Origin of the sequence: Sphingobium estronivorans, assembly GCF_008692605.1 — a bacterium.
Lineage (GTDB): Bacteria > Pseudomonadota > Alphaproteobacteria > Sphingomonadales > Sphingomonadaceae > Sphingobium > Sphingobium estronivorans.
The window spans coordinates 1-13,358 of record NZ_LFCT01000004.1 but is presented as its reverse complement, the minus strand read 5'-3'; the positions used below and the strand labels follow the sequence as shown (position 1 = coordinate 13,358).

The 13,358-nt window shown below is 64.7% G+C and carries 11 protein-coding genes and 1 pseudogene; 4 read left to right on the top strand and 8 right to left on the bottom strand.

Annotated elements, in window-relative coordinates:
- Positions 1–119: 119 nt before the first annotated feature.
- From F7P65_RS04075 to F7P65_RS04055, 5 genes are all read right to left on the bottom strand, one after another.
- The gene (locus F7P65_RS04075) at positions 120–1,595 is read right to left on the bottom strand and encodes a glycerol kinase (RefSeq protein WP_150290485.1); all 1,476 of its coding nucleotides are present in this window, start codon (positions 1,593–1,595) and stop codon (positions 120–122) included.
- Complete coding sequence (locus tag F7P65_RS04070) at positions 1,592–3,085, bottom strand: glycerol-3-phosphate dehydrogenase (protein WP_150290484.1); 1,494 nt, start codon at positions 3,083–3,085, stop codon at positions 1,592–1,594. The genes F7P65_RS04075 and F7P65_RS04070 overlap by 4 nt, the downstream gene beginning before the upstream one ends.
- Positions 3,086–3,147: 62 nt before the next feature.
- Positions 3,148–3,522, bottom strand: coding sequence for an ATP-dependent Clp protease adapter ClpS (gene clpS / locus F7P65_RS04065; RefSeq protein ID WP_240334195.1), 375 nt, complete (start codon positions 3,520–3,522; stop codon positions 3,148–3,150).
- Between the two features lie 147 nt (positions 3,523–3,669).
- Positions 3,670–4,515, bottom strand: coding sequence for a phasin family protein (locus F7P65_RS04060; RefSeq protein ID WP_150290482.1), 846 nt, complete (start codon positions 4,513–4,515; stop codon positions 3,670–3,672).
- 143 nt (positions 4,516–4,658) lie between these two features.
- The gene (locus tag F7P65_RS04055; RefSeq protein ID WP_150290481.1) at positions 4,659–6,398 is read right to left on the bottom strand and encodes a PHA/PHB synthase family protein; all 1,740 of its coding nucleotides are present in this window, start codon (positions 6,396–6,398) and stop codon (positions 4,659–4,661) included.
- A gap of 140 nt (positions 6,399–6,538) precedes the next feature.
- Between F7P65_RS04055 and F7P65_RS04050 the strand changes: the two genes are divergently transcribed.
- The 3 genes from F7P65_RS04050 to F7P65_RS04040 all read left to right on the top strand — a co-directional run bounded on the left by F7P65_RS04050 (position 6,539) and on the right by F7P65_RS04040 (position 8,900).
- The gene (locus F7P65_RS04050; RefSeq protein ID WP_150290480.1) at positions 6,539–7,747 is read left to right on the top strand and encodes an LL-diaminopimelate aminotransferase; all 1,209 of its coding nucleotides are present in this window, start codon (positions 6,539–6,541) and stop codon (positions 7,745–7,747) included.
- 143 nt (positions 7,748–7,890) lie between these two features.
- Positions 7,891–8,367 carry a DUF2721 domain-containing protein gene (locus F7P65_RS04045; RefSeq protein ID WP_150290479.1) on the top strand — a complete coding sequence of 159 codons (477 nt, stop codon included), beginning with the start codon at positions 7,891–7,893 and terminating at the stop codon, positions 8,365–8,367.
- Positions 8,364–8,900 carry a (2Fe-2S)-binding protein gene (locus F7P65_RS04040; RefSeq protein WP_150290478.1) on the top strand — a complete coding sequence of 179 codons (537 nt, stop codon included), beginning with the start codon at positions 8,364–8,366 and terminating at the stop codon, positions 8,898–8,900. Before F7P65_RS04045 ends, F7P65_RS04040 begins: the two co-directional genes overlap by 4 nt.
- On the opposite strand, the gene F7P65_RS04035 is transcribed toward F7P65_RS04040, so the two are convergent.
- The 3 genes from F7P65_RS04035 to F7P65_RS04025 all read right to left on the bottom strand — a co-directional run bounded on the left by F7P65_RS04035 (position 8,897) and on the right by F7P65_RS04025 (position 12,876).
- On the bottom strand, positions 8,897–9,706 hold the full coding sequence (locus F7P65_RS04035) for a DODA-type extradiol aromatic ring-opening family dioxygenase (RefSeq protein WP_150290477.1): 810 nt from the start codon (positions 9,704–9,706) through the stop codon (positions 8,897–8,899). The genes F7P65_RS04040 and F7P65_RS04035 overlap by 4 nt on opposite strands.
- 79 nt (positions 9,707–9,785) lie before the next feature.
- Positions 9,786–12,347 carry an HWE histidine kinase domain-containing protein gene (locus F7P65_RS04030; protein ID WP_150290476.1) on the bottom strand — a complete coding sequence of 854 codons (2,562 nt, stop codon included), beginning with the start codon at positions 12,345–12,347 and terminating at the stop codon, positions 9,786–9,788.
- Positions 12,340–12,876 carry a biliverdin-producing heme oxygenase gene (locus F7P65_RS04025; RefSeq protein WP_150290475.1) on the bottom strand — a complete coding sequence of 179 codons (537 nt, stop codon included), beginning with the start codon at positions 12,874–12,876 and terminating at the stop codon, positions 12,340–12,342. Before F7P65_RS04025 ends, F7P65_RS04030 begins: the two co-directional genes overlap by 8 nt.
- 250 nt (positions 12,877–13,126) lie before the next feature.
- Between F7P65_RS04025 and F7P65_RS04020 the strand changes: the two are divergent.
- Positions 13,127–13,358, top strand: a pseudogene (locus tag F7P65_RS04020) (RcnB family protein); the annotation flags it as partial.

Sequence of the window (13,358 nt, the reverse complement as noted above, 5' to 3'; positions counted from 1 at the left end):
ACAGGCTTATCGTTAAAATATACTCACGATAATGGTCTTACACAGGAACTATAGAGAGAGACCCCCACCTTAAAAGGCGAGAACAGTCCCCAGATGAAACGCGCCGCTATGCTTCGGCGCTATCGCCGCAACGCCTGACCAAGCAGCGCGTCCCATTGCGCCAGCCGCTCCGCCCGCCGCTCCGTCGGCAGGGTCGGCGTGAAGCGGGTCAGGCCAGCCCCCATCGCGTCGCCGGCCGCCGCCAGCGACGGGTAGAGGCCGCAGCCCAACGCCGCCAGCATCGCCGCCCCCTTGGCGGTGGTCTCGACATCGGCGGGGCGATCCACGGCCAGGTCCAACATATCGGCCATGTCCTGCGCGATCCAGTCATTGGCGCTCATCCCGCCGTCGATCCGCAGCATCCGCCAGGCTGCGCCATCGGCGGCGAACGCCCCAGCCAGATCGCAAAGCTGGTGCGACAGCGATTCGAGCGCCGCCCGCACAATGTGCGCCCGGCCGGTGCCCTGCGTCAGTCCGCTGATCGTCCCGGTCGCATCCGGCCGCCAATGGGGCGCGCCCAGCCCCGCCAGCGCTGGCAGCATCATGACCCCGCCATTGTCCGGCACGGATCGGGCCAGCGCCTCCGTCTCCCCGGCGCTCGCGATCAGGCCGAGCCGATCACGCAGCCACTGGATCAGGCTCCCTGCGACAAACACCGATCCTTCCAGCGCATAGGTACGCTCGCCCGATAGCCGATAGAGCAACGTGCCCAGCAGCCGATGCTGCGACACGGGAACCGTGCTCCCCCGATTGGCCAGCACGAACGCCCCGGTGCCCAGCGTCGCCTTGGCATCGCCGGGAGTCAGGCAACCCTGGCCGATGGTCGCGGCCTGCTGGTCGCCCGCCAAGCCCCGGATCGGAATCGGTCGCCCGAACCATTCCGCCCGCGTCTCGCCAAAGGCGCCCGCATTGTCGCTGATCTCCGGCAAGGCGCGCGGCGGCACGCCGAACAGGTCGCACAACCCCTGGTCCCAGCCCTCGCCGTTCAACGCCATCAACTGGGTACGGCTGGCATTGCTGGCGTCACTGATATGCAGGCCGCCGGTCAGCTTCCACACCAGCCAGCTTTCCACCGTACCGAAGGCCAGCGCATCGCCCGCCTCCGCCAGCGCCGGTTCATGATCCAGCAGCCAGCGCATCTTGGTCGCGGAAAAATAGGGATCGATCACCAGCCCGGTCCGTCGCTGGACCGCCGGTTCATGCCCCGCCTCCTTCAGCGCCGCGCATTGCTGGGCGGTGCGGCGATCCTGCCAGACGATGGCGCGGGCCAGCGGCGCACCCGTTCGTTTGTCCCAGGCGACCACCGTCTCGCGCTGGTTAGTGATGCCGATGGCGGCAATGCGATCCGCGCCGCCCGCCTGCTCCACTTGTTGTCGCGCGCAGGCCAGCGTCCGGTCCCAGATTTCGGCGGCATCATGCTCGACCCAGCCAGGCTGCGGATAATATTGGGTGAGTTCCGCCTGCGTCATCCCCAGCCGCCGCCCATCCGGCGCATAGAGCATGGCGCGTGTCGACGTCGTGCCTTCGTCCAGCACCAGGATCAGTCGATCGCTCATCCCCTCTCCTCCAGCCACTGTTCCAGCCGCCGCTTCTGCACCGCGTCCAGCCGCAGTCCGAGCTTGGTCCGGCGCCATAAAATATCCTCGGCGCTGACCGCCCATTCGCGGGCCGTGAGATAGTCGACTTCCGCCTGCGTCAGCCCATGGCCGAAATGCAGGCCCAGCGCCGCCATGTCCTGCGCCTTGCCCAGCCAGTTCCGCGCCTGCGTGCCATAAGCGCAGGCAATGCGCTGGACCGTCGCGAAGTCGAGGAAGGGATAGTCGCAGCCCAGATCGGCGATGAGTCGATCCAGGTCCTTCATCGGGAAATCGCCGCCGGGCAAAGGCGCGTCCGCTGTCCAGTCGCCACCGGACAGGGCGGGCAGGAACGGCTTGAGCTTTTCCACCGCCTCGGCGGCGAGATGGCGATAGGTGGTGATCTTGCCACCGAAGATGCTGAGCAGCGGCGGCTCGCCGTCCCGCCCCTCCAGTTCCAGCCGATAGCCGCGCGTCGCGGCCTCCGGCCGACCGGAGCCGTCATCCACCAGCGGACGGACCCCGGCATAGGACCAGAGCACATCCTGCGGCCCGATCGACCGCACGAAATAGCGGCTCGCGCCCTCGCAGAGATAGGCGATCTCCTCCGCATCGGGGCGCGGATGATCGGGCGGGCCGTGATGATCCCGGTCGGTCGTGCCGATCAGGGTGAAGTCGCGCTGATAGGGAATGGCGAAGAAGATGCGGCCATCGGGCAGTTGAAAAAAATAGGCAAAGCCATGATCGAACAGCCGCCGCACCACGATATGCGATCCGCGCACCAACCGCATCTGGCGATCGCTGCTTTCCTGCGCCCGGTGCAGCAGGTCGAGCACGGAAGGACCCGCCGCGTTGACGGCCACCCGAGCCCGGAACTGCGCCTGGGGTGTCTGGATCGCCCACAGGCCGTCCACCCGCTCCAGCCGCAGCGCTTCGGTCCGGGTGCGGATGTCAGCGCCCCGATCCGCCGCATCGCGCGCGTTCAGGATCACCAGCCGGGCATCGTCCACCCAGCCGTCCGAATATACATAAGCCTTGCGGAAACCGCGCTTGAGCGGCCGCCCCGCCGGATGATGTCGCAGGTCGACCGTCTCGGTTGGCGGCAGGGCGCGGCGGCCGCCGATATGATCGTAGAGAAACAGGCCCAGCCGCAGCAGCCATTGCGGCCGCAGCCCCGGCACCCAAGGCAGCACGAAGCGCATCGGATGGATGATATGCGGCGCGATGCCCCAGAGCCGTTCGCGCTCGGACAGGGATTCCCGCACCAGCGCGAATTCATAATGCTCCAGATAGCGCAGCCCGCCATGGATCAGCTTGGTGGAGGCTGAGGATGTGCCCTGCGCCAGATCGCCCCGTTCCAGCAACAGCACCCGGGCGCCCCGCCCCGCCGCGTCGCGCGCAAGACCACAGCCGTTGACGCCGCCGCCGATGATGGCGAGGTCGTACACATTAGGCTCGGTATCCCTGGTCACAGGGGAGAACTTAGCCTGCTTTGCGCGCCTGCGGAACCGTCATGCCGCCACGGCGGCAACGATCACGCCTTTTCCAGCGTGCATTGCAGCGGGTGCTGGTTCTGCCGGGCGAAGTCCATCACCTGGTTCACCTTGGTCTCCGCGACCTCATAGCTGAAGATGCCGCAGACGCCGACGCCACGCTGGTGGACGTGGAGCATCACGCGGGTCGCCTCCTCCATGTCCATGCGGAAGAATTGCTGGAGGACATGGACGACGAATTCCATCGGCGTGTAATCGTCGTTGAGCATCAGCACCTTGTAAAGCGAGGGCTTTTTCGTCTTGGCGCGGGTCCGCGTCGCGATGCCGACATTCGGGCCGCCCGAGCCGTCGCCCTGGTCGTCCTGATCCCTTCCCGCCATCGTCACGGAATATGCGGCTGTCGAAATGCTGCTCATGATGCGGGAGGATATGGCGATTCCCCCCGGCAAGGCAAGGGGGCGGGCAAGCCGTAAACCATCCTTCCTGCCGGTCGCCTCAAAAAAAGAACGGCCCCCGCGCATGGCGGAGGCCGTCTCTTTTATTTCAAAGGCGTGAAGGCCGGATCAGGCGGCGAGCGACTTCACCTTGTCCGTCACCACGGTCACGCGGGCGGTCAGCGGCTGGGCGACGTCGCCGGCCAGCTTCATCAGCGCTTCGCTGCTCTTGGCGGCTTCCTTGGTGAACTCGTCGAAGCTGCTGGAGAACAGCTGGCTCTGAAGCTGGAAGAATTCGGTCGGGGTCTTCACCGTCGAGAAGCTCTTGAACGAGGCGGTCGCCTTTTCGAAGCTCTTCTTGCTGTAATCGACGGCTTCCTGGCCGAGGGTTTCAAAGCCCTTGGCCGCGATCTTGCCGGATTCGACCAGCGCTTCGACATTGCCCTTGGCGATGTCGCTGAATTCCTCGATCGCCTTGGTCGACTTCTCGACGCTGGCCTTCGCCTTCTCGTTCAGATCGGCATAGACCGTTTCGAACTTGGCCTTGGTTTCTTCCGCGAACTTCTTACCGGTTTCGATCACGTCGTTCATCATCTTCGTTCCTTCTGTGGCGGGCAGCAATGTGGGCTCGATCGGCCCGGCCTTCGGCAGGCTCTTGACTTCCTTGGGCTCCGGAGGCGCAGCCTTTGCCACCGGCTCAATCTTGGGGGTTTCCACCTTGGGCGCCGCTGCAACGGGCGCGGGAATGGCTTCCTTGACCGGTTCCGGCGCGGCGTCCACGGCGGTCGTCGCAGCGATCACCGCAATCGGATCAGCCTTGGCCTCGGGCTTCGCCTTGGGCGGCGCCGGCTTCCTGACAGCGGGCTTGGGCGGCGTCACAATCGCCGCTTCGGCAGCTTTCAGCGCCTCTTTGGCTGACAGGGTCGACGTCGCCTTCTTTGCTATCGGCTTACGAGGCTTTGGGGTCACCGCCATGCACGATCCTCCATTTGTTGCAGTGCACAATATGGAATTTCGCAACGAATTGCAAGCGTTTTTGTGCAGTGCAACAAAACGGAAACGATCAGCTTGCCGTAGGGGAAAGTCGCCCGATCGCAAATTCTACGCAACGCTATGAATCAGCGCGTTTTTACGTACCGTCCCGGTGCATCCTCGATGGCCTTGAGTCTTCCCTTGCCGGGTTGGCGCGCGCCTTTGACGGGCACGGTGACGGGGGCGAGGTCCCGAATCCATTCGATCCAGTCGGGCCACCAGCTGCCCTTGGTCTCCTTCGCCTTGTCCAGAAAGGCCTCCAAGGTCGGCTGCGATTCGTCGCAGGCCCAATATTGATATTTGCCAGCGGCGGGCGGGTTGACCACACCCGCAATATGCCCCGATCCCGCGAGCAGGAAGCGGATCGGCCCGGACAGATGCTCGGTGAGCTTCCACACGCTTTCCAGTGGCGCGATATGATCCTCCCGCCCCGCCTGCACATAAGCGGGCGTCTTGATCTGGCGGAGGTCGATCGGCGTCCCCGCGACGCTGATCGCGCCCGGCTGCACCAGCAGATTGTCGCGATAAAGCTGGGTCAGATACTCCTTGTGCCAGCGCGCGGGCAGGTTAGTGGTGTCGCCGTTCCAGTAGAGCAGGTCGAACGGTGGGTAATCCTGCCCCAGCAGATAATTGTTGACCACATAGTTCCAGATGAGGTCGCGCCCGCGCAGCAGGTTGAAGGTGGCGGCCATGTAGCGCCCGTCCAGGAACCCACGGGAGGAGAGCTGCTCCACCATCTTCATCTGCTCGTCATCGACGAACAGGCTGAGGTCGCCCGCCTGGGCAAAATCCACCTGCGCCGTGAAGAAGGTCGCGCTGGCGACCTTATCGTCCTCGCCCCGCGCCGCCAGCAAGGCCAGCGTGGCGGCGAGCGTCGTGCCCGCGACGCAATAGCCGATGGTATGGACGCTCGGCACCTTGAGCAGGTCGCGTACCGTGTCGATCGCGTCGATCTGGCCCTGTTCGATATAATCGTCCCAGATCAGGTCCTTCATCGAGGCGTCAGCCGACTTCCACGAAACGAGGAAGACGCTGAGGCCCTGATCGACCGCCCATTTGACGAAGCTCTTTTCGGGCGCGAGGTCGAGAATGTAGAAACGGTTGATCCAGGGCGGAAAGATCAGCAACGGCGTTGCCAGCACCGTCTCCGTCGCCGGGGCATAGTGGATCAGCTGGTAGAGCGGCGTTTCCTTGATAACCTTGCCCGGGGTCGAGGCGATGTTGCGTCCGACCTCGAACGCCATGCCGTCGGTGTGGGTCAGCTGCCCCTTCTCCAGATCGGCGAGCATGTGCTGGATGCCCTTCACCAGATTCTCGCCGCCGCTCTGGATCGTCTTTTGAACGACCAGGGGATTGGTGAGCGGGAAATTGCTCGGCGCCATGGCATCGAGCATGCCGGTGGTGGCAAAGCGCAGCTTGGCCTTCTGCTTAGGATCGACGCCGTCGACCGCATCCGCCATTTTCAGCAGATAGTCGGACAGCAGCAGATAGCTTTGCCGGATCAGGTCGTAAAAGGGATGGTCGGTCCAGGCCGGGTCGGCAAAGCGCCGATCCCTGACGGCGGCGGGGCTGCCGGGGGGCGGCGGTTCGGGCTGGTCGCGCAGCAGGCCGCCCGAATCGAGGAAACGCTGCCACAGCGCCAACCCCTCATCGGCAAAGCTGGTCTGGATGCGGGAGACGGCAGCCGGGTCGAAAGGCAAGGTTCGCCCGACTGCGCCCGCCGCCTGCTCCAGCAGCAATTGCTGGGCACGGCCCAGCACCTGCGTCCATTGCTGCATCTCCGCAAGCGTGGGAAGACGGGGTTCCAGGATATCCTGTGCTTTCATGGCCACCTTCCTCCTCCTGGCATGGTCCGGTCCGCCGCTTTCACTGGCATGTCGCTATCGGGCGGGTTATAGCCGGATTGTGACAGGCTGAATGCGCGTCACGCACTATTCCTTACAGAGAGCTTTCAGGAAAGCCCCAAATGTCCGAAGAATTCTACCGCATGAAGCGTCTGCCGCCCTATGTCATCGCTGAAGTCAACGCGATGCGGGCCGCCGCGCGAGCCGCGGGAGAGGACATTATCGACCTGGGCATGGGCAATCCCGACCTGCCGCCGCCAGACCATGTCATCGCCAAGCTGTGCGAAGTCGCACAGAAGCCGAGCGCACATGGCTATTCCCAGTCGATGGGCATTCCGGGACTGCGCAAGGCGCAGGCCAACTATTATGGCCGCCGCTTCGGCGTCGATCTGGACCCGGAAACCGAGGTCGTCGTGACCATGGGGTCGAAGGAAGGACTGGCCAGCCTCGCCACCGCGATCACCGCGCCGGGCGACGTCGTGCTGGCGCCCAATCCCAGCTATCCGATCCACATGTTCGGTTTCATCATCGCGGGCGCGACCATCCGGTCGGTGCCGACGACGCCGGACGAACAATATTGGAAGGCGCTGGACCGGGCGATGGCCTTCACCGTGCCGCGTCCCTCGATCCTCGTCGTCGGCTATCCCAGCAACCCGACCGCCGAGACGGTCGACCTCGCCTTCTACGAGCGGCTGGTCGCCTGGGCGAAGGAGAACAAGGTCTGGGTGCTGAGCGACCTTGCCTATTCCGAGCTTTATTATGACGGCAATCCGACGCCCTCGATCCTTCAGGTGCCGGGCGCCAAGGATGTGGCGGTGGAGTTCACCTCCCTGTCGAAAACCTATTCGATGGCGGGCTGGCGCATCGGCTTCGCGGTCGGCAACAAACAGCTGATCGCGGCGCTGAAGCGAGTGAAATCCTATCTCGACTATGGCGCCTTCACGCCGATTCAGGCGGCGGCCTGCGCGGCATTGAACGGGCCGCAGGACATTGTGCAGAAGAACCGCGAACTCTATCACAAGCGCCGCGACGTCATGGTGGAGGCTTTCGGCCGCGCCGGCTGGGACATTCCCGCGCCCAAGGCGTCGATGTTCGCCTGGGCGCCGCTGCCCCCTGCGCTCAAGGAGATGGGCAGCCTGGAATTTTCCAAGCAGCTTCTCACCCATGCCAAGGTCGCGGTCGCCCCGGGCGTCGGCTATGGCGAGGATGGCGAGGGCTATGTCCGCATCGCCATGGTGGAGAATGAGCAGCGGCTGCGGCAGGCCGCGCGCAACATCAAGCAATATCTGAAGTCGATGGGCGTCAACACGCCGGCCAAGGGCGCAGCCTGAATCATCCAGTTTTCGGCAAAAGGGAGGGACGCTGCGGCCTCAGGGCTGCGGCGTTCTCCTTTTTCGAACGTCCGCCTGCTGATGGGACTTGTCATTTTCCTCAGCCTGCGCTGCTTTGGGATCATGGAAAAAACGGCGCACGCATGATTGCACTTCCACAGGTTTCGCAAGTCGCGCAGACGATCCAGCTGGCGCTGGCGCCGGTCTTCCTGCTCGCGGGCATCGGAGCGTTCCTGAACGTGTGCGTCGGTCGGCTGGCGCGCATCATCGACCGGGCGCGGGCGGTGGAGGAGAAAATCCTCAAGTCGCGCGGCAAGGAACATGACCGGATGGTGAGCGAGATTCGCGTACTCGACCGGCGGATGAGCGTGGTCAATGGCGCGATCTTCCTGTCGGTGGCGTCAGCCTGTGCGGTGTGTCTGGTCGTTATCCTGCTGTTCGCGGCGAACCTGCTCGGGGTGCATCTGGGGACGCCGATCGCGATCCTGTTCAGCCTGTCCATGGTGTTGCAGGCGGCCGCCTTCGGCACCTTCATCCAGGAAATCCGGCTGGCCTCGCGCACCATCCACATCCGCAATGAGGTGCTCTACCATCAGGCGGAGGAAGAGAGCGCGGCATGACGAAATTCACGGTCAATGACCGGCCCGTGCAGTACCGCATGGACCCGGCGACACCGCTGCTCTGGGCGCTTCGGGACGCATCCAATCTCACCGGGACCAAATATGGCTGCGGCACCGGAGACTGCGGCGCCTGCACGGTCGATATCGATGGAGAGGCCGTGCGGTCGTGCCGCGTGACCATCGCCGCGACCGAGGGGAAGTTCGTCACCACCATCGAGGGGCTGTCGCCCGATCGCGGGCACCCGCTGCAACAGGTGTTCGCGGCGGACAATGTGTCCCAATGCGGCTATTGCATCCCCGGCGTCATCATGGCGGCTTCGGTGTTGCTGCGGCGCACCGCCGATCCGAGCGATGAGGAGATCGACGCTGCCATCACCAATATCTGCCGCTGCGGCATCTACCCGCGCCTTCGCGGAGCGATCCAGCGCGCCGGACGCGTGATGCGGGGCGAGGAAGTGGTGGATGCCGTGCCGCCCTCAGGGATTTCCCCCGATGAGGCGGCGAAGGCCGTTCCCGCTCTGCGCAAACCTTAACCGAAGCGATAGCCCGAAACCGCCCAGCCCAGCACCGCGCTGCCATGGTCCCGCACCGCCTTATCCTCCCCGCCCGCGCCCAGCGCCACCATCAGCGGCAGCAGATGCTCCTCGCGCGGATGAGCGAAATGAGCGTGAGGCAGGCTGGCCCAGGCCGAGACGCGATGAGCCCGGCTGATCGGATCGGGATCGGTGACGGCCTGGGTCAAGGCATCGTCCCAGACATGCGAGGGCGCGGTGGCCTGCAAACCCCGGACGCCCAGATTGTGGAAGCTCATGCCCGATCCGACGATCAGCACGCCCTCGTCGCGCAGCGGGGCCAGCGCGCGGCCAGCGGCGATATGGGCGTCGGGGTCAAGGTCGCGGCGAAGCGAAAGCTGGGCGACGGGGATGTCCGCCTCGGGCAGCGCCACCTTCATCGGAATGAAGACGCCATGATCCCAGCCTCTCTCCGCCTCCGTCCCGGTGGCGAAGCCCGCCTCTTCCAGCAGGCTCGCGGCGCGGCGGGCGAGGTCGGGGGCGCCGGGCGCGTCCCAGCGCAGTGTATAGGTGTGCGGCGGAAAGCCGTAATAGTCGAACAACAATCCGGGACGCGCGCCGGTGTGGACCGTGAAGCGGTCTTCCTCCCAATGGCCGGAAATCAGCAGGATCGCGCGGGGACGTTCCGGCAGGGTGGCGATGATCGTCGCCAGATGATCCTGCATCGGGTGCCACATCGGATCGCTATGCGGCCGGTTCGGGTCGCTTGAGTCCATGAAGAAGCAGGGACCGCCGCCATGGGGGATAAAGAGGGTGGGTTGTTTCATGCTCCGATAGATCGGAGGATCGGCGCGAATACGCAATATGGGAGGCGGAAACGGATTGTTTCGGCCCCTGATGCCAGGCTTATTCTTCCGATTGCCTTATCATCGGCGCGATCGCCTGCGCCAGTGTCGCGCCGGAATAAGGCTTTCGGAGCAGCGTGACCTCCCCGAATCGATCAGGCAGATCCAGCCCGTCGCCATAGCCGGTAGCGAACAGGAAGGAGATGCCCATTTCCGCCAGCAGGTCCGCCACGGGCAGGCTGGTTTCATGGCCCAGGTTGAAGTCCAGAACCGCCAGATCGACATTCTGGAGCGCGATCGCTTCACGGGCACGGCCGACGCTGGCGGCGATGATGACTTCCGCGCCGAGATCGCGCAGCGCATCCTCGCCATCCATGGCGATGATCATATTGTCCTCGACCAGCAGGACATTGCAGCCCTTGAGCAGCGTCGGGGTCGGCGTCGGAACCGAGGGGACGCGCTCCGGCCGCACCACATCGGGCAGGACGGAAGCGACATGGGCCGAAGGGATGCAGAAATTCGCCTCCAGCCCCGACAATCGATAATTGACCTCCGCCCGGCCGCCGAGATCATAGGGGATGGAGCGTTCGATCACGGTCGAGCCGAAACCCCGGCGCTGGGGGGCCACCACGGCCGGACCGCCACTTTCGCGCCAATGAATCAGCAGGCTGCCGTCGCTATCGACATGCCAGTCGATCGCAACGCTGCCATTGTCCGACAAGGCGCCATATTTGGCGGCATTGGTCAGCAATTCATGGATCACCAGCGCCAGCACCGTGAAGGCGGCCGGCGTGAGCAGCACATTGGGCCCGGTCAGCACGACCCGGTCGCGCCGCTCGGCCAGATAGGCGGCCGATTCGACCTCGATCAGATCGTAAAGGCGCGCGGGCGCCCAACGGTCGGCGGTGATCTGGTCATGCGCACGCGCCAGCGCATGGACGCGGCTTTCCAGCGTGCCGATGAACTGGTCCACCGAAAGCGCGCTGTCGCGCGTCTGGGAAATCAGGCCCCGGATCAGCGAAAGGATGTTGCGGACGCGGTGGTTCAGTTCGGCGATCAGCAATTCCTGCTTTTCATGCGCCTTCTGCCGCTCCTCATGGGCGGAATCGGACAGACGCAGGACGACCTCGAGCAGCGCGGTCCGCAACGCCTCGGCAACGCGCAGTTCGGCGGCGGTGAAGGGCACGGATGTGTCCCGCACCAGTTCCGACCATTCCTCGAAACTCTTGCGCGGCGTGAGGCGCGGGCCGTTGGGCCCATATTCGATCTGCTTTTCCCGGCTGCCCGCCCAGCGCACCGAGCGCAGTTGCTCCGCGCGGAACAGCACCACATAGTCGCGCGGCCGGCGCGAGAGGGGGATGGCCAGCAGCCCCGCCGCGCGATCGGCATAAGCGGCGGCCGAAGGCATCAGGCCCGACAAATGGTCGGTGGTGAAGACCTGGCCGGCCGCGGCCCGGTTCAGCATGGCGACGATCGCGGCAAAGCCCGCTTCATCCGGCGCCAAACCGGAAAAGGTCATCTGACCGTCAATATAGACGCCCACGCCATCGGCGGGAATGGTGTCGAAGATCACATCGCCCAGCCAGCGCGCGTTCGACAGCAGGTCATGGTCCTGCGCGACCGCCGCCATCAGCCGGTCGGCAACCTGCCGCGCCTTGCCCTCATAGGCGGCGGTTTCGCTGCGCTCCCGATTTTCGAGCATCATCGAGAAGATCTGGCCGAACAGTTCGGCTGCGCTGCGCTGCGCGAAGCTGGGCAGGCGAGGGCCGTAATGATGACAGGCGAACAGGCCCCAAAGCCGCCCCTCGACGATGATCGAGATGGAAAGCGAGGCCCCCACCCCCATATTGCCGAGATATTCGATATGGATCGGCGACACCGCGCGGGTGAGGCAGAGCGACATGTCGAGCGCGCCCCCCGAAGGATCGAGTTGCGGCACAATCGGCACCGGCTTCGCCTGCACGTCCGCGATCACGCGGAAGATGTTGCGCAGATAGAGAGCGCGGGCCTGAGCCGGAATGTCGGAGGCCGGATAGTGAAGGCCGAAGAAGCTGTCGATGCCCGACCGCAGCGCCTCGGCCACGACTTCCCCATCGCCACCCTCGGCAAAGCGATAGACCATGACGCGGTCGAAGCCGGTCAATGCCCGGACCTGCCGCGCGCCGTCGCGCAGGAAGGCGGTCATGCCCTCCGTTTGCCCCAGGCGCGCGACCATGGAGCGGACCATGCTGCTCGCTTCCATTTCGTCGTGGGAGGCGGGTTCAGCCTCGATCACCACCAACGATCCGGAAAAATGCACCGCCACGTCAAAGGGCGCGACCCCCTCGATCAGGGTGAGCGAGAAGATGCGTTCCACCGCATCCGGCCCGCGCAGCAAGGTGATGCGGTTGCGCAGGGAATGGATCGCCTCGTCCCGGAAGATCGCGCCGATCGGTTGACCCAGCATCTGCTCAGGCGACAGGCCGATATAATCGGCGCTGTTGGCCGAAACGCGGGATACCAGCCAGTCGGCGGTCAGGGCGATCAGGACACCGAAGGGCTGGACCGTGCCCAGCACATGGATCGGTTCGCGGTCGCAATTGGAAAGATCGACGGCAAAGCCTTCCTGATCGCCGTCAGCCATGGACGCTGATCTTTTCACTGCCCGCAGCGGCGGCGAACAAGTCGAAGGCGGCTTCTGCGCCGCGAATCGCTTCCTCTATCCACGGTTCGCCGCCCTGCTCGGCGGCATTGTCCAGACTGTGCTGGAAGGCGATCCAGCCGCCCTTTTCATGCGCCGCCGACAGATAGGCATGCGGCAGATCGGGCGCGACCCGTCGCGCCAGCACGGCGCCGCCCAGACGCGAACCTTCCATCGTGTAGCGGACGCCCCAGCGAAACGCGTCGCCCTCACATCCGGGCGTTGCCAAGGGCGGCGGCAGAGACTCGCCCAGCGCCACCAGATCCTGCGTCAGCAACGGCAGGCGAGGCGCTTGAGCTTCCGTCATCGCCTCCAGCGCGGCGAGCGCGCGGGCATGCGCCTTCAAAAAAGCAATATAGCTGTCCCGATCGGTCAGCGAGAAACAGGAGAACAGATCATCCACCCGCTGATGATTGTCTATCGTCGCTTGGCGCAGAGCCTGTCGGGCACGGCCGGCATGGGGCGTTTTCATCACTCGATATCCCTATGACGGTTTGGGAGGCAATGCACTGATCTGGATCAGCTTTTGCATAACCCGACCTCTTTCCGGGGTTGTCCGGCGCAACTTTGCCGATCTGCGACAGTTGCGGATCAATGTCCATCGAATGATCGAGAGATTCTTTCAAATCGCTGACAGACAAGTTCAGCAACATGACATGGCCCGAGTCTTAAAAACGCCATATGAGGGGCATCAGGCCCCGCAAGAAATGAAGGCAAACGGCATGTTGAGGAAAATGTTGCTGGCGGGCTTGATGACCGCGACGGTGCTGGGCGGCATCGCTCCGGCTTATGCTCAGCAAAATGACAATGGCGGGGCCTGGCGCAGCCGCGGCGAACGGTCGGGGCGTCCCGATGGCGGCCAGCGTGGCGGCGGCGATCAGGGCCGGGGCCAGGCGCAACGCCCGCAATGGCAGGGCAACGGCGGCGGCGAGGCACGGCGGGCACCGACGTGGC